General features: G+C 64.6%; 14 protein-coding genes. 3 read left to right on the top strand and 11 right to left on the bottom strand.

The features are described 5' to 3' along the window. Positions 1-19 precede the first annotated feature (19 nt). From OVY29_RS05030 to OVY29_RS05040, 3 genes are read right to left on the bottom strand one after another with little or no spacing between them, the layout of a single operon-like run. Entirely contained in the window at positions 20-1,411 is a 1,392-nt protein-coding gene (locus OVY29_RS05030) for a glutamine synthetase family protein (RefSeq protein ID WP_313911077.1), read from the bottom strand. A 10-nt stretch (positions 1,412-1,421) separates the two neighbouring features. Beyond that, positions 1,422-2,648, bottom strand: coding sequence for an NAD(P)/FAD-dependent oxidoreductase (locus tag OVY29_RS05035; RefSeq protein ID WP_037555809.1), 1,227 nt, complete (start codon positions 2,646-2,648; stop codon positions 1,422-1,424). Positions 2,649-2,662: 14 nt separating this feature from the next. Continuing rightward, positions 2,663-4,009 carry a glutamine synthetase family protein gene (locus tag OVY29_RS05040; RefSeq protein ID WP_037555636.1) on the bottom strand — a complete coding sequence of 449 codons (1,347 nt, stop codon included), beginning with the start codon at positions 4,007-4,009 and terminating at the stop codon, positions 2,663-2,665. Positions 4,010-4,158: 149 nt separating this feature from the next. Between OVY29_RS05040 and OVY29_RS05045 the strand changes: the two genes are divergently transcribed. Then, on the top strand, positions 4,159-5,475 hold the full coding sequence (locus OVY29_RS05045) for an aspartate aminotransferase family protein (protein WP_200880183.1): 1,317 nt from the start codon (positions 4,159-4,161) through the stop codon (positions 5,473-5,475). On the opposite strand, the gene OVY29_RS05050 is transcribed toward OVY29_RS05045, so the two are convergent. Continuing rightward, on the bottom strand, positions 5,472-6,695 hold the full coding sequence (locus tag OVY29_RS05050) for an ATP-binding protein (protein ID WP_313911078.1): 1,224 nt from the start codon (positions 6,693-6,695) through the stop codon (positions 5,472-5,474). The genes OVY29_RS05045 and OVY29_RS05050 overlap by 4 nt on opposite strands. A 149-nt stretch (positions 6,696-6,844) precedes the next feature. Between OVY29_RS05050 and OVY29_RS05055 the strand changes: the two genes are divergently transcribed. Both OVY29_RS05055 and OVY29_RS05060 read left to right on the top strand, forming a co-directional pair. Further along, positions 6,845-7,258: a hypothetical protein gene (locus OVY29_RS05055; RefSeq protein WP_037555813.1), complete on the top strand. Its 414-nt coding sequence runs from the start codon at positions 6,845-6,847 to the stop codon at positions 7,256-7,258. A 59-nt stretch (positions 7,259-7,317) separates the two neighbouring features. Continuing rightward, entirely contained in the window at positions 7,318-8,319 is a 1,002-nt protein-coding gene (locus tag OVY29_RS05060; protein ID WP_037555638.1) for a fumarylacetoacetate hydrolase family protein, read from the top strand. Between the two features lie 57 nt (positions 8,320-8,376). On the opposite strand, the gene OVY29_RS05065 is transcribed toward OVY29_RS05060, so the two are convergent. The 7 genes from OVY29_RS05065 to OVY29_RS05095 form a co-directional block, all read right to left on the bottom strand. Continuing rightward, positions 8,377-9,333 (bottom strand): type II secretion system F family protein, encoded by a 957-nt coding sequence (locus OVY29_RS05065; protein ID WP_052182284.1) that lies wholly within the window; start codon positions 9,331-9,333, stop codon positions 8,377-8,379. A gap of 103 nt (positions 9,334-9,436) precedes the next feature. Then, the gene (locus tag OVY29_RS05070; RefSeq protein ID WP_037555639.1) at positions 9,437-10,405 is read right to left on the bottom strand and encodes a type II secretion system F family protein; all 969 of its coding nucleotides are present in this window, start codon (positions 10,403-10,405) and stop codon (positions 9,437-9,439) included. A gap of 57 nt (positions 10,406-10,462) precedes the next feature. Further along, a complete protein-coding gene (locus OVY29_RS05075; protein ID WP_037555642.1) occupies positions 10,463-11,734 on the bottom strand; it encodes a pilus assembly protein CpaE in 1,272 nt (423 codons plus the stop codon). Then, positions 11,731-12,372, bottom strand: coding sequence for a CpaD family pilus assembly protein (locus tag OVY29_RS05080; RefSeq protein WP_037555643.1), 642 nt, complete (start codon positions 12,370-12,372; stop codon positions 11,731-11,733). Before OVY29_RS05080 ends, OVY29_RS05075 begins: the two co-directional genes overlap by 4 nt. 25 nt (positions 12,373-12,397) lie before the next feature. Further along, the gene (locus OVY29_RS05085) at positions 12,398-13,879 is read right to left on the bottom strand and encodes a type II and III secretion system protein family protein (RefSeq protein ID WP_037555645.1); all 1,482 of its coding nucleotides are present in this window, start codon (positions 13,877-13,879) and stop codon (positions 12,398-12,400) included. Position 13,880: 1 nt separating this feature from the next. Then, positions 13,881-14,921: a Flp pilus assembly protein CpaB gene (gene cpaB / locus OVY29_RS05090; protein ID WP_313911079.1), complete on the bottom strand. Its 1,041-nt coding sequence runs from the start codon at positions 14,919-14,921 to the stop codon at positions 13,881-13,883. A gap of 54 nt (positions 14,922-14,975) precedes the next feature. Then, positions 14,976-15,458 (bottom strand): prepilin peptidase, encoded by a 483-nt coding sequence (locus tag OVY29_RS05095; RefSeq protein WP_037555647.1) that lies wholly within the window; start codon positions 15,456-15,458, stop codon positions 14,976-14,978. Between the last annotated feature and the right edge of the window lie 42 nt (positions 15,459-15,500).

Genomic DNA, 15,500 nt, shown 5'->3' on the forward strand with positions numbered 1-15,500 from the left:
CCAAGATTTTGTGAAATTATCATGCGTTGCGCAAATACCAATCGTAATCGAGCGCCGGTACCACGCTGAAATAATTGTCCTGTTCGACGCGCTTCACGATGCTGAACATCTCGACGAACCGGGCCCCGAGATAATCGCGCATCAGCTTGGAGCCTTGAAAGCGGTCGACCGCAGCGAACCAGTTCGAGGGCGGTTTGTCGTCGCCGCTATTGTCGCGATCGTAGCCGTTGCCGATGACGGCGGGGCCGGGATCGCTCTGGTTCGCCATGCCGTGGTGCATGCCGGCAAGAACGGCTGCGACGGCGAGATAGGGGTTGGCGTCGGCGCCGCACGCGCGATGCTCGACGTGGCGGCTCACCGGCGGGCCGGCGGGGATGCGGAACGACACGGTGCGGTTGTTGACGCCCCACGTCGGCGCGACGGGGGCGTAGCTGTTCGCCTTGAAACGGCGATAGCTGTTCGCATGCGGAGCGAAGAGCGCGAAACCGTCGCCGACGCTGCCGATCATCCCGCCGATCGCGTGGCGAAGCGCGGGCGTACCTTCGGGGTCGTCGCTGGCGAAGATATTCGCGCCCGCCGCGTCGTTGACCGAGACGTGGATGTGCATGCCGCTGCCCGCCTGATCGGCGAAGGGCTTGGCCATGAAGGTCGCCTCGAGCCCATGTTGCTGCGCGATCGCCTTGACGAGGCGCTTGTACATGATGGCATCGTCGCAGGCGCGCAGCGCGTCGGGCTTGTGGCGTAGCGTCAGCTCGAATTGCCCGGGCGCGAATTCGGAGATCGCGCTTTCGAGCGGCAGGCCCTGCACATCGGTCGCGGCGTAGAGCGCATCGAAGAATGGGCGGAAATCGTCGAGTTCGCGGAGGCCATAAACCTCGACATTGCGCGGGGTGTCGCGGCTGTAGCCGGGGCGTGCGGGGCGGATGCGGCCGTCGCGCGCGCGACGCGGATCGACGAGGTAGAATTCGAGTTCGACCGCGAGCACCGGGGTCAGGTCATCGGCGGTATAGCGGTCGATGACGCGGCCGAGGACGTGGCGCGGGTCGAGGTCGTGCGGGGTGCCGTCGAGTTCGTAGAAACCGACGAGGAACTGCCCGGCATTCTCGCCGCCCCATGGGGTGCGGACGAGCGTGCCGGGGGCCGGCTTCATCGAGCGGTCGGCATCGCCATCCTCCCACACGAGGCCCGTTTCGACCGTGTCCTGCCCGGTGATGTCGACGACGGTGATCGATCCCGGCATCATGCGGCCGCTTTCATACACCGCAAGCACCTCGTGCTGGCGCAGCCGCTTGCCGCGCGGCACGCCGCCCATGTCGGTGTAGATCATCTCGATCGAATCGACGTCGGGGTTCGCCTTGAAGAAGGCCTCCGCCTCGGAGCGCGGCGCGATCACGCCCGATGACTTCGACATAAATGCTCCTTCACCCCAACCGGTCGCGCAGCGCATACCAGAGCAAACCAAGCGTGGCGAGCGGGCGGCGCAGCCATTTTCCGCCGGGGAAGGGCTTCGAAGGCAGGTTCGCGAGAATGTCGAAGCGTTCGGCGGTTTCCGCCATCGCCTCGGCGATCAGTTCGCCCGCGAGCGTCGTCACCAGCGCGCCGTGCCCCGAAAAACCGTGGGCGAAAAAGATGTTTCCGCGACGCCCGATATGCGGCAGCCGGTTCATCGTCACCGCCACCGCGCCGCCCCAGCCATAGTCGATCTTCGCGTCGGCGATCTGCGGGAAGACTTCGGCCATGAAGGGCCGCACGAACGCCGCGATGTCGCGCGGCGGGGTTTGTGAGTAACGCTCGCCGCCGCCGAAGATCAGCCGCTTGTCGGCCGAAAGGCGGAAATAGTTGAGCACGAAGCGGCTGTCGGCGACCGCCGCGTCGGTGGGGAGCAGTTCGTCGGCATTCGCGAGCGGTGCAGTCGCGATATTATAGTTCATGATCGGCACGGTGTAGCGGCCGAGAGCGGGCTCGACGTCGCCGATCCAGCTGTCGGTGGCGTCGATGACATAGCGCGCCTTGGCGGTGTCGAGCGATGCACGGCGCCCCTCGACGATCCGCACGCCAGCCGTCTCGGCGGCCTGCGCGAGGCCGATCGCATAATTCAGCGGATGGAAATGTCCGCCCTGCGGATCATGGATGCCGCCGTGATAGAGCGGGCTGGCGATATGTCTGCTCATCTCGCCTTTGGCGACAATCTCGGTCCGATAGTCGAAGCGGTTGGCAAGATAATCGGCCTCGCGCCGCATGTCGTCGAAGTCTTTCGGCGTCCATGCCGCCTCCAAATGCCCGGCCTTCAGATCGCAGTCGATGCCGTGCCTCGCGATCCGGTTCTTCACGCGATTGTCGCGCCAGCAGAGATCGAACAGTGCACCGGCGCGCTCGCGTCCGAATTCCCTTTCGATTTCGGACGCGGTCCAGCGGAGGCCGGGAATAAGCTGCCCGCCGTTGCGCCCCGACGCACCGAAACCGACATGTTCGGCTTCGAAAAGGATGACCGAAAAGCCGCGCTCGGCGCAGGCGAGCGCGGCGCCAAGCCCGGTGAAGCCGCCACCGATGACCGCGACGTCGCATTGAAGGTCGCCTTCGATGTCGCGCTGCGGCTGCCGCTTATGCGCGGTCGCCGCATAATAGCTGTGGTTCAGCGGATCGGTCATCGCCGGCGCGCGGATCAGACCCGCATCAACAGGTGCTCGCGTTCCCAACTCGACACGACCGACTGATAGTTGAACAGCTCATAATCCTTCACCGCAAAGAAGATTTCGAAGAAATCGTCGCCGAGCAGGTTGCGCACTTTCTTGCACGAGGCGAAGCGGTCGAGCGCCGCTTCGAGGGTGCGCGGCAGCGTGCGTGCGCGGTTGTACGCGCTACCGCTGATCGGCTTGGGCGGGACCATGCGGTCGACCATGCCGATATAGCCGCAGACGAGCGATGCCGCGATCGCCAGATAGGGATTGCTGTCGGCGCCCGGGAGACGATTTTCGACGCGGCGGTTGTGCTTGTCGGCGATGGGCACGCGAAAGCCGCAGCTCCGGTTATCCTCGCCCCACTGGACGTTGATCGGCGCGGCGCTGTCGGGACGCATGCGGCGAAAGCTGTTCACATTGGGCGCCCACATCGGCGAGATTTGCGGCATGAAGCGGATGAGGCCGGCGATATAGCTGCGGAACGCCGCGCTGTCGCGGCCATTGGCGGTCGCGAACAGGTTGCGCCCGGTCTCGGCATCGACCACCGACTGGTGGACGTGCATCGCGCTGCCCGGCTGGCCCGCCATCGGGTTCGCCATGAAGGTCGCATAGACATTGTGCTGCTTCGCGACGTTGCGCACGACGCGCTTGAACAGGAAGACCTCGTCGGCGAGACGCAGCGGGTCGCCGTGGATGAAATTCACCTCGAGCTGCGCGGCGCCCATTTCGTGGATCATCGTGTCGATATCGAGCCCCATCAGCTCGCAATCGTCATAGATATGATCGATGATATCTTCATATTCGTTCATCGCCTCGAGCCCATAGGGCTGGCTGGCGCTCTCGCTGCGTCCCGACTGGCCGGTGGGCGGGGTGAGCGGGAAATCGGGGTCGGTGTTCTGAGAGACGAGATAGAATTCGACCTCGGGCGCGATGATCGGTTTCCAGCCCTTTTCTTCGTAGAGGCCGAGCACCTTCTTAAGGATCGTGCGCGGCGCGATGTCGACTTCGGTGCCGTCGCGGTTGAACGCGTCGGCGATGACGAAGGCGGTCGGCGAGGTGAAGCCCGGTGCGACGCAGATCGTGTCGGGGTCGGCGATCAGGACCTTGTCGGGATCCTTGTCCCAAATGTCGTCGATGTCTTCGGGATAATGGCCGTCGATCGTGCAGATGAAGACGCTGCCCGGGATGCGCAGCGACTTGTCCTTGACCGACGACAGGAACTTCTTGGCCGGCAACACCTTGCCGCGCTGAACCCCGTTGATGTCGGGGACGATACATTCGACTTCGTCGATATTATGGTCGCTGATCCATTGTTCCAGATTGACTGACATGCGCCCCCGATTGGGCCGAGGAGCCGGCCCGCTTGTGGAAGACAAGCCTATCCTGAAGTTGGCTCAAGCGCCAGAGGGGCGGGTTTTGACATTGCCAGCCGTGCGTGCACCCGCCAGATTGGGCCCGACAAGATCAGGAGATGTTCGCGATGCGCGGTGACAACGACCAGCTGGCCTCCTTCTGGATGCCCTTTACCGCGAACCGGGCCTTCAAGCGCCAGCCGCGCCAGCTCGTTTCGGCGAGCGGCATGTTCTATCGGTCGAGCGACGGGCGCGAGATCCTCGACGGGACATCGGGTCTGTGGTGCAGCAACGCGGGCCATTGCCGCCCCGAGATCAGCGAGGCGATCGCAAAGGCGGCCGCGACGCTCGATTTCGCGCCGACGTTTCAGCTCGGCCACCCGCTGCCGTTCGAACTGGCGCAGCGGCTCGCCGAATTGATGCCCGAAGGGCTCGATCGAATCTTCTTTACGAATAGCGGATCGGAGTCGGTCGATACCGCGCTTAAGATTGCGCTCGCTATCCAGCGCGCGAAGGGCGAGGGAACACGCACGCGGCTGATCGGGCGCGAGCGCGGCTATCACGGCACCGGCTTCGGCGGGATTAGCGTCGGCGGGCTCGTCAACAACCGGCGCGCGTTCGGCGGCGGGCTGTCCGGGGTCGATTATCTGCGGCACACGCACGACATCGAACGCAACGCCTTTACCCGAGGATTCCCCCAGCATGGTGCCGAGCTTGCCGACGATCTCCAGCGCCTCGTCGATCTGCACGGCGCCGAGACGATCGCCGCGGTGATCGTCGAGCCGATGGCGGGATCGACGGGGGTGCTCGTGCCGCCGATCGGCTATCTCCGGCGCCTGCGCGAGATTTGCGACCGGCACGGCATTATCCTGATCTTCGACGAGGTGATCACAGCCTTCGGGCGCGTCGGCGGCGCGACGGCGTCCGAAACCTGGGGTGTGACACCCGACATAATCACCATGGCGAAGGGCCTCACCAACGCGGCGGTGCCGATGGGCGCGGTCGCGGTGAAGCGTGAACTGCACGATGCGGTGATCGACAGCGTGCCGGGCGGGATCGAGCTGTTCCACGGCTATACATACTCGGGGCATCCGCTGGCGAGTGCGGCGGGGCTCGCGACGCTCGATCTGTATGCGCGCGAGCGGCTGTTCGACCGCGCGAACGAGCTGGGCAGCCATTGGGAGGATGCGGCGCACAGCCTGAAAGGTGCGCGCCATGTCATCGATATCCGCACGATCGGGCTCGTCGCGGGGATCGAACTCGAACCGCGGCCGGGGGAACCGACCGCGCGCGCGATGGAGTTGTTTCACGCCTGTTTCGACAACGGGCTGCTCGTCCGCGCGACGGGCGACATCATCGCGCTGTCGCCGCCGCTGATTGTCGAAAAACCGCAGATCGACGAGATGTTCGGAAGGATCGCCGATCTGCTGAGCGCGATCGACTAGGCGGCGAGCGGGAAGGTCACCGATACCTTCGTTCCCTTGCCAAGCTCGCTCTCTATGTCGAGCTGGCCCTGGTGGCGTTCGCTGATATGCTTGACGATCGCGAGGCCGAGGCCGGTGCCGCCGACCGAGCGGCTGCGCGCTTCGTCGACGCGATAGAAACGTTCGGTCAGGCGCGGCAGATGATCGGGCGCGATGCCGTCGCCTTCGTCGCTGACCGACAGCCGCACGCGGCTTCCCTCGCGCGCAAGTTCGACCGTGACGGGGGTTCCCGGATGGCCATATTTCATCGCGTTCGAAATGATATTGTGCGCGAGCTGGCCCAGCTGCGCGCCGTCGCCGAGCATCGGCTGCGGCGCGTCGCCCAGCATCGCGACGATGTCCTTCGCGCGCGGCTGTTCGCTGTCGCGAAGCTGCGCGACCGACGTCTGGACGATCGCCGCTAGGTCGACCGGCGTCGTCGGGCGGCGAAAGCGGTCGGCCTCGACCCGCGAGATCGAGAGCAGGTCGATGACGAGCTGCTGCATCCGCCCCGCTTCGCGGTGGATGATCGACAGGAAGCGGCTGCGCGTCGGCGCGTCGGTATCGCCGTTCATGTCCTGCAGCGTTTCGACATAGCCGAGGATCGCGGCGAGCGGGGTGCGCAGCTCGTGGCTCGCATTGGCGACGAAATCCGATCGCATGCGGTCGGCGGCGTCGATTGCCGAATGGTCCGACAGCATGATGATGCGCTGTCCGCCCGATAGCGCCGCGACGCGCATCGTCCAGCGCTGGCCGGGGCGGGGGAAATCGACGAGATTGACCGTTTCCAGCGGGCCGTCACTGTTGATGCGCGACAACCACTCTGTGGCCGCCGGATGGCGGATCGCGGTGCGTATGTCGGCGCCGACGATATGGCGCCCGAGCAGGCGGATCGCCGCGTCGTTGGCGATTGCAACGATGTTGTCGGAAACGCCGAGGAGCGGGTCTTTTTCCTGGTCGACCCAGCGTGCGAAATCGGGGTGGCGGAGAAGCGAGACCGGCGGGGCATCAGCCGCCGGCGCCGCACCCGGCGCGTCCGGGAGCGGGGCGGGAAGCGCGCTGTAAACCGTGCCTGCGGCGGCGAAGCCCGCGATCGCCATCATCGCGATCGACAAGGGGTCGCCCCCCGTCAGCGCGGCAAAGATCGCCGCGATGACGACCAGCGTCAGGGCGATGACGAGGCTGGACAGACGATCGAACATGCGCCGCTCGGGTCGCACGAAGCGGGGGATCAGCGCAAGCGGCTTTGCGGTCGTTAACGCTTTTTGCCCGCATGTGCCAAAGCGGGAAGCCGGTGATCTGCGGCGGTCTTTTTCTTTTCCTAGGCGCTTCATTGCGTTATGCGCCGACCATGGAAAACAGCGACATTCCCGCAGGGCCGCCCGAAATGGATGACGAAGCCGTGCCGTCGCGCCGCAAGATGCTGGCGCTTGGCGCCGCCGGCGTGTCGGCGGCGCTGACGATCCGGCCCGCCTTTGCGCAGACCGCGGTGTCGGTGATGAATTGCGAGATTCCGGTTCCGAGCCCCACGGCAGCGGGCCAATATATCGACCGCGCGGGCAAGCTGGTGCCTCCGGGGACGAAAGGTGCGTTTCCGGGAGCGCCGCGGCCGTTTACGGGCGAGGAAGTGAAACGCGCCTTCCGCGGCCAGACGCTGCCCGGAACGACCTACAACCAGTCGCAAGCCTATCTGCAATATATCCGGCGCTTGCAGGCAGGGCAGAGCGGCTTTACCTGTTTCGCATCGATCACGACGTCGCGCTGATTATCGCTTCCCGACAGGCGATGACGGTTTCAGCCGCATCGTCAGACAAGGGAGTTTTCGTGAAACTAGCATCGCTCAAAAAGGGCCGCGACGGCCGTCTGGTCGTCGTTTCGGACGATCTCGCCTGGTATGCCGACGCCGGCGAGATCGCGGCGACGATGCAGGCGGCGCTCGACAATTGGGCCTATGCCGCGCCGCGCCTCGCCGCGCTCGCCGAGGACCTCAACCACGACGCGATCCCGAAGGAGCGGTTTCACGAGCGCGATGCGGCGTCGCCGCTGCCGCGCGCCTATCAATGGGCCGACGGCAGCGCGTATGTGAACCATGTCGCGCTCGTCCGGCAGGCGCGCGGCGCCGAAATGCCTGACAGCTTCTGGCACGACCCGCTGATGTATCAGGGGGGCAGCGACGCCTTTCTGGCCCCCCGGGACCCGATCCCGCTCGGCGATCCCGCGTGGGGCTGCGACATGGAGGCCGAGGTGGTGGTCGTGACGGGCGATGTGCCCGCCGGTATCGATGCCGCCGCGGCGCGCGACAAGATCCTTCTCGTCGGCCTCACCAACGATGTGTCGCTGCGCGGGCTGATTCCCGCCGAACTCGCCAAGGGCTTCGGCTTTTTCCAGTCGAAACCGTCGAGCGCGATGTCGCCGGTGTTCGTGACGCCCGAGGCGCTGGGCGATCGCTGGCAGGACGGCAAGCTGCACGGGACGCTTTCGGTCGACCTGAACGGCGAACCGCTGGGCCGCGCCGATGCCGGGGTCGACATGACCTTCGACTTCGGCGCGCTGATCGCGCACGCCGCGAAAACGCGCGATCTGGGCGCGGGCACGATCATCGGGTCGGGCACGGTGTCGAACCGCGACGCCGACGGCGGCCCGGGCAAGCCGATCAGCGAAGGCGGGCTGGGTTATAGCTGCCTTGCCGAAGTGCGGACGGTCGAGACGATCCAACTGGGTGAGCCCAAGACCCCGTTCATGAAAAAGGGCGATACGGTCCGCATCTGGATGGACGATGACCGTCACCACAGCATCTTCGGCGCGATCGAACAAAGCGTGGCCTGATAAAAGAGGGCGGAAGTCGCCTCCGCCCTCTTTCTTTAACCGGCGCTGGAGCTGTGATCAGCCCTTGCCGCCGAAGCTGCCGCCCGACATCGCGTCGCTCAGCGAACAGGCAGCCGGGCCCAAAATGACGATGAACAGCACCGGCAGGATGAACAGGATCAGCGGCACCGTCATGATCGCGGGCAGGCGTGCAGCCTTTTCCTCGGCGCGCATCATGCGTTCGTTGCGGAATTCGGCCGACAGGACGCGAAGTGCAGACGCGAGCGGCGTGCCGTATTTTTCGGTCTGGATCATGGTTGTGACCACGCCCTTCACCGATTCAAGATTCACGCGATAGGCGAAATTTTCGAACGCCTGTCGGCGCTCGGTCAGGAAGCCGAGTTCGATCGACGTCAGGGCGAATTCCTCGCCCAGTTCGGGATAGGCGCGGCCCAGTTCCTTCGACACACGTGCGAAGGCGGAGTCGACCGTCAGGCCCGCCTCGGCGCAGATGACGAGGAGGTCGAGCGCGTCGGGGAGGCCTTTGCGGATCGCGTCGGTGCGCTTTTGGCGCATATTGTCGACGAAGAGGTCCGGTGCCTTGTAGCCGAGGATCAACGCACCCATCGTATAGGCCGAGCGTTTGAACGAAGTCAGGTCGGGCCACATATCGACCCCATAGATCAGAAAAAGCGCAAGGCCCCCAAACAGGATCGGCAACACCATGCGGCCGAAGATCACCGCAACGGCGAGATCCTTCGACCGGATACCAGCCTGCGCGAGCTTCTGCTGGACTTCCTTGATCTGACCATCCTGCAGGACCTGGAGTTTGCCCAGAAAAGTGCGCATCTTGTCGGCGGTCTGGTTCTTGCGGACCAGCCGGGCGCGGCGCTTCGCCGTCGAGGCCGTGATGCCGGCCTTCAGTTGTTCGCGTCGATCGTTGAGCGCCTTGACGCGTTTCGTCATCGGATTGCGTACGGTCAGCGCGTTATAGATCGCGAACAGCACGGCGAAGACCCCGACCGCCGCCAGCATGGTGCCGGCCCATACGACGTCGATGCCGAGCAGGGTCGGGCCGCTTTGTGCGCCTGTGAAGGCGGACGAGAGAAGGAGGCTGCTGTTCACTGTTTCTGCCCCCTTAGATTTCGAAATTGACCATCTTGGCCATGATGCCGGCGCCGATGCTCATCCAGATCAGGCCGCCGATACCGGCAATGATAAGGCGTTCCTCGACGAAAAAGCCTTCAAGGTAGCCGGGGTTTACCGTCCAGACGACGCCGAACACGAAGAAGGGCAGCGCGCCAACGATGTAAGCAGACGCCTTGGCCTCCGACGACATCGCGCGGATCTTGAGTTTCATCTGGGCGCGCTTGCGCAGGACGTCGGACAGGTTGGCCAGCGTTTCGGCCAGATTGCCGCCGGTTTCGCGCTGGATCTGAATCGTGATACAGAAGAACTGGAATTCGGGAGTGCCGAGCATTTCGGCCGATTCCTGTAGCGCGGCTTCCATCGTATTGCCGATGCGGATGCGCTCGACGACGCCCTTGAACTCTTCACCGACCGGCCCGGGAAGTTCCTGGCTAACCACCTGAAAGGTCTCGGTGACCGGCAAGCCCGACTTGAGACCGCGGACGAGCAGGTCGATCGCGTCGGGAAAGCGGCTGTTGAAAGCGGCTACGCGCCTTTTGATCGTCATGCCGACGACGAGATAGGGGAGCCCAAGGCTGAGCAACAATCCGACCAGGCCGGCCATCAGGACGGGCGCGCGGACGATAAGCATCGCGCCGGTGGCGACGACGAACACGATCATCGTCGCAAACATATATTGCGTCAGCGTCCAGTTCTTGCCGGTACGGCGGATGCGCTTCTCAAGCTCTTCGCGGCGTGGCAGCAGATGGGTCAGCGACGAGTCGCCCGCGCGGCCCGACTGGATCGTCTTGCGCATCTGCGCCGCGACGACCGCTTCGGTCGAAGCCGCATGGCGATCCTTGACCATCGCCAGTCGCCGCGTCTTCGCCTTGCCCTCCGAAGGCCCGCCGAGCAGGATCACGAGGAGGACGAAAGCGAGAAGGGCCCCGGCGATGATAAGGATGACTGGCAGGTTCATGGTCAGCTGGTGTCCGCTTCTATGACAGAGGATCGCGACGGCGTGCCGGTGGCGTCCTCACGCCGCCTGCTTCGCGCCCTTTTTGGTCAAGCCGAGCTTGCCGAGCAGCGAACCGCCTGATTTGCTTTTCGCGGCCGAGACCGGTGCGTCCTCGGCATCGACGTCGGCGCCGTCGAGGACGAGACGCATCAGATTGTTCCAAACCTGCGCCGATTTGGTGCCCTTGCAGGTTTCGGCGTAGGATTTTCCGAGCTTCGCCGACTGGGCGACGAGCTTGGGATCGAACGGGATGACGATGTCGATCGGCCGTTCGATCGAGGATTCGAACTCCTTGCGCGACAGTTCGCCGATCGCGTTCTGGAACTTGTTGGCGACGAGCACGACGCGCGCGCCGGGAACGTTTTGCTTGAACCACGACAGAAGCCGGATCGTGTCCCGCGCCGCCGCGAGCGTCACGTCGCTGACGAGCAGGATGGTCCCCATTTCCGACACGAGGTGCGGGAAGGGGATCAGCACCTGACGCGGGATGTCGACGATCGTCATCTCGAACGCGTTGCGCAACTCTTCCTCGAGCTGAAAAAAGGCTGAGCCGTCGGTCATCACCGGCTGATGGATCGGCGCTTCGGCCGAAAGCAGGCTGAGCTTGTCCGACGCGCGCACCATCGCGCGCTCGATGAACAGGCCGTCGATGCGGCTCGGATTGTCGATCGCGTCGATCAGGCCGCGCCCGGGTTCGAGGTCGAGCGTAAGCGCGCCCGTTCCGAAATGGACGTCGAGATCAAGCAGAGCGGTCTGGCGATCCGCCTGTTCGCTGATCGCCCAGGCGAGCGACGTCGCGACGAGCGATGCGCCGACGCCGCCCCGCACACCCACGACACCCATCATGTGATGCGGCTTGTCGTCGTGCATATCGGCGTGTTTCGGGGCCGAAAGCATGGCTTGCGCCATGGTCAGCGATTCGCGGACCTGTTCGAGCGACAGCGGCTTCAGAAGATAGTCCTGAATGCCGCTTGACAGAAGGTCGCGATACAGGCGCACATCGTTGACCTGACCGGCGGCGATCACGACCGTTCCGGGCTCGCAGACTTCAGCCAGCGCATTGATATCGTTGATCGGGTCGCCCGATTCGGACATGTCGACGAACAGGATATTCGGGCTCGCCGACACCGACAGCGACTGCACCGCGTTGCGCAGGCCGCCCTTGTTGCACTTTTCGATCGGCCAGCCCATGTCGCCCGCCGCCGCGCGGATCAACTCCAGCGTATCGTCGTCGCAGACGAAGGCGTTGAAAGGATCACGCAGTCCTGCTGATTTGAAAGGAGCGTTCACTGGCCACCTCCGCTGGTGGGTGCTTTGGTCAACTCGCCGGCACCGGTCTGGGGTTTCGTCCGATAGGTCTGGATCGCGCGCGTCGCAGCGAGCGGGTCATGCCCCGTGTCGCGCGTGCCTTTGATGAGGTCGTTGGGATCGGCGACCATCGTGGCGAGGTTGCTGTTGATTGCGCAGCCATAATTGGACGAGGTCGCATTGGCCGGGTTCAAGGAGGACTTGCTTTCCCAGTTGGGACATCCTGGAACCGAAGCCGACGCGCGCGTCACGACGACGCGCAAATATCCTTCCGGAACTGCGCCCGTCGTCACCGGCACGTCCCGGCTCAGCAACAGTCCGCGACGTTCGACCATCGCACGGACGGTCGCCTGCGCCGACGTTGCCCCATATGTCGAGGGGTCTTCGACCGCGATGCGGTCGCCGTAGCGAACGCCCATCGCGTCGAGCCAGCCTTGCAGCCGGCCCTGCTCGCCGGGCGGCAGTTCGCCATTCGCGGTTGCGACGTCGAATTGATAAAGATTGTTGCGCACCACCGGCTGATGCACCGATTCCAGGCTGCGATTGCTATATGCTGCGCCGGTGCATCCGGCGAGCGAGGTCGCGCATGCCAGGACCGTCCAAGTTGCGATTTTCTTCATCACTTTGCTCCTGAGATCCAGCGCGTCACTTGATGTTGAAACCGGGCGCCGCGTTGCCGCTGCCGGTCCGCGGACGGTCGGCGTCGCCGACATTGGTATCGAGCCGCGGTTTGGGGCGGTCGCCGCCGGTTACGCCGTCGCTCGTCTGGTTGAGCAGCAACCGCTGCAGGTCGTGCGTGTCCTGGAAGGCGTCGGTCGGCAGCTTGATGTCATTCGCCGACACGGGCTGGACCAGATAGGGCGTCACGACGATCACGAGTTCGGTTTCGCCGCGGCGGAAACTGTCCGACTTGAACAGCATGCCGAGCAGCGGGACGTCTCCGAGTCCGGGCATCTTGTCGATCGCGCCGATCGAGCGGTTGTTCAGCAACCCCGCGATCATGAAGCTTTCGCCCGATCCGAGTTCGACCGTCGTTTCGGCGCGGCGGATTGTCAGCGCGGGGACCTGAAAGCCCTGCATCTCGATCGCGCCCTCGGTCGACAGTTCGGACACCTCGGGGCGGACGCGCAGGCTGATCCGGCCGTTCGACAATACGGTCGGCGTGTAGGCGAGGCTGACGCCATATTTGCGATATTCGATCGTCGTGCCCGCGAAATTCCCCGGGATCGGTACCGGGAATTCACCGCCCGCCAGGAAGTCGGCGGTTTCGCCGGAAATTGCGGTCAGGTTGGGCTGCGCCAGCGTTGCGACCAAGCCCGATCGCTCGCCGATATCGAGTGAGGCAATCAGATCGAGCCCGAACAGGCGGCCGGCACCGGCGAGGCTGCGCGTCCCCGCTGGCGTGTTGATCGTATAGGTGGTGTTGCCATTGGCATCGGTCGTGATCGTGCCCGCTTGACGCCCTCCGAAAACCCCACCCAGAAAGCCGTTGCCAAGCGGGCCGTCGGTGTCGCGGGTCAGGAGGTTGCCGCTGATTTCCTTGACCAGCGACCGGTTCACTTCGGCAATGCGGACCTGCAGATTGACCTGCAGGGGCGTGGCGGTACGCAGGCGCGAGAGCACCTTGGTTTCCTCGCCGACAAAGGCCTGAACCAGCCGTTCCGCTTCGGCGGCGTCGTCGGGCGACCGAACCGTTCCGGTGAGCAGCACAAAGCCGTTCATCGGGTTCGCCGCAATGCTGGCTTCCGGCATCGCGAGCGACAGCATCTGGTCGATGGTTTCGATATTGTTGCCGACGCGGGCGACGGTCGAAAAGACGACCCGACCGCTGGCATCGGTAGCATAGATGCTGGTTTCGCCCGGCTTTTTGCCAAAGACATAGAGCTGGCGGCCCGAGCGGACCTGAACGTCGGCGACTTCGTCATTGGCGACGAAGACGTCGGACATCGTGGCGGGAAGGCTGACCAGGCGGCCGCGCCCCACCGAGAGTTCGAGGCTGCCGCTCGCATTCTGGACGGCTTGGGCGATAGCGGTTTGCGAAGGCGCCGCGACGAGCGTCGCCGCCACCAGGCCGATGGCCAGGGTGCGCGCCAGTGCCGCCACCTTGAAATTGGCGTTGCTGTTCATCTTACTTACCCCCCACGGGAACTTCGGTCATCTTGTCGCCGCGGGTGACGCGCACGACCGGGCCGGTCGGCACCGCCGCCTGTCGCCCAGCATTGGACGGTGCATAGCCGCCGCTGTTCTCGGACTGCTGCGGGCGCGGCGAGGTGACGCGGCCGCGCACCGGGATCCAGAAACGCGACACGTCGCCGCCGGTCGTCGCCGACGAGCGGCTGGCGGTCGGACGCGCGGCGGCTTGGGCCAGCATCTTCTTTTCGGCGGCGGTATCGGCCCCTGCGGGGACGTCAATCTCGCCCGAGGCGATCGCGGCTTCGAGTTCGCCTGCGCTTTCGGCCAGCGGCCGCAGCGCGAGCGACAACTTTCCCATGTCCTGGGCGACGGCGATTTTCTCGGCGATCTCCGGCGTTGCTTCGAGCGTCACCGAGCTGAAGGTGCGTACCGGCGTCTTGCCCGTCTCGTCCTCGGCATTATAGCGCTGGTCGGTCGCCAGAACGCGAACGTTGCGGATGATCGTCTCTGCGGTGAACAATTCCTTGTCCGGGTAGGACGACGTTTCGGAATCGACCGAGATCTGCTGCGCGAGCACGACGTCGACACGGTCGCCCGGAAAGACGAAACCGCCGACGCCCTCTTCGCGCGAAACCTTCACGGTGACCGCGCGCATGCCCGGACCAAGCGCCGCAGCGAGGAAGCCGCGGTCGTCGGGATGAACGAGGGCGCCCTGCGTGAGCGGCTGTCCGGCGGTTATCGCGTGACGCACGACGGTGCCGACCAGCGTGTTCACGTCGGTCTTGTCCTTCAGAAAATAGGCCTGTTCGACCAATTCCTTCGGCCATGGCTGAAACCGGAAACTGTCAGGGCCGATGATCGTGCCGACCGGCAGCTGCCGCGTCGCGACAAGGATCATCGGGCCCGTAATTTCCGGCGCCGCGGCGGCGCGTGCCGACGGAGCGGCGGCGCCGCGCATCATCTTGTTGACCCCGAACGCCGCGCCGATGGCAATCACCAGCGCGCCGACGATCAGCATAATCTTTCGCGTATCCATGACGAGTTTTCGCCCTCCTGCACCCACCAGAGACGGTCGTGCTTTTCCCTCAGGTCATCCGATAACCTGAAACTGGTTAAGATAGTGTTGGTGAAGCGCCCACAGGCCCGCCGCGGCGATAGCGACCCCGTAGGGCACCTCGACCGGCTTGTCCGAAGGTCGCAATTTCATATGGATAAGCATCAGGGCGGACAGGATGCCGCCGCCGATGGCCATGACCGTCAGCATCGACAGAAACAGCGGAAGCGGGATCCAGAGCATTACCGCACCGATCATTTTCACGTCGCCGCCGCCCATCGCTCCGATCGCGAACAATCCGGCGAAGAGAAGGAAAACCAGAAAGGCCGCGCCGAACTGGATCGCGACCTCGGGCCAGAGCGCGAGGCCGGAAGCGATCCAGAAGGGGATCGCGAGCAGCGCCATCGCGGCGTTGAGCCGGTTGGAAATCGTTCGCGACCCGACATCGCTGATCGCCGCGGCAATCATCAGCAGGCCGAGTAGGGCCATCAGGCCGAGCGAGATCGCGTCGCTATTCATCGGCTCCTCCTACGCAACATGGCTTACCAAAGAGTAACCATG

Origin of the sequence: Sphingopyxis sp. SE2, assembly GCF_032227185.1 — a bacterium.
Classification (GTDB): Bacteria; Pseudomonadota; Alphaproteobacteria; order Sphingomonadales; family Sphingomonadaceae; genus Sphingopyxis.

Coding starts and splice junctions, on each gene's coding strand:
- OVY29_RS05045 (WP_200880183.1), top strand. CDS start 4,159: ATGCGCGGTGACAACGACCAGCTGGCCTCCTTCTGGATGCCCTTTACC.
- OVY29_RS05070 (WP_037555639.1), bottom strand. CDS start 10,405: ATGAACCTGCCAGTCATCCTTATCATCGCCGGGGCCCTTCTCGCTTTC.
- OVY29_RS05055 (WP_037555813.1), top strand. CDS start 6,845: ATGGAAAACAGCGACATTCCCGCAGGGCCGCCCGAAATGGATGACGAA.
- OVY29_RS05065 (WP_052182284.1), bottom strand. CDS start 9,333: ATGCTGGCGGCGGTCGGGGTCTTCGCCGTGCTGTTCGCGATCTATAAC.
- OVY29_RS05040 (WP_037555636.1), bottom strand. CDS start 4,009: ATGTCAGTCAATCTGGAACAATGGATCAGCGACCATAATATCGACGAA.
- OVY29_RS05095 (WP_037555647.1), bottom strand. CDS start 15,458: ATGAATAGCGACGCGATCTCGCTCGGCCTGATGGCCCTACTCGGCCTG.
- OVY29_RS05080 (WP_037555643.1), bottom strand. CDS start 12,372: ATGAAGAAAATCGCAACTTGGACGGTCCTGGCATGCGCGACCTCGCTC.
- OVY29_RS05050 (WP_313911078.1), bottom strand. CDS start 6,695: ATGTTCGATCGTCTGTCCAGCCTCGTCATCGCCCTGACGCTGGTCGTC.
- OVY29_RS05085 (WP_037555645.1), bottom strand. CDS start 13,879: ATGAACAGCAACGCCAATTTCAAGGTGGCGGCACTGGCGCGCACCCTG.
- OVY29_RS05035 (WP_037555809.1), bottom strand. CDS start 2,648: ATGACCGATCCGCTGAACCACAGCTATTATGCGGCGACCGCGCATAAG.
- cpaB (WP_313911079.1), bottom strand. CDS start 14,921: ATGGATACGCGAAAGATTATGCTGATCGTCGGCGCGCTGGTGATTGCC.
- OVY29_RS05030 (WP_313911077.1), bottom strand. CDS start 1,411: ATGTCGAAGTCATCGGGCGTGATCGCGCCGCGCTCCGAGGCGGAGGCC.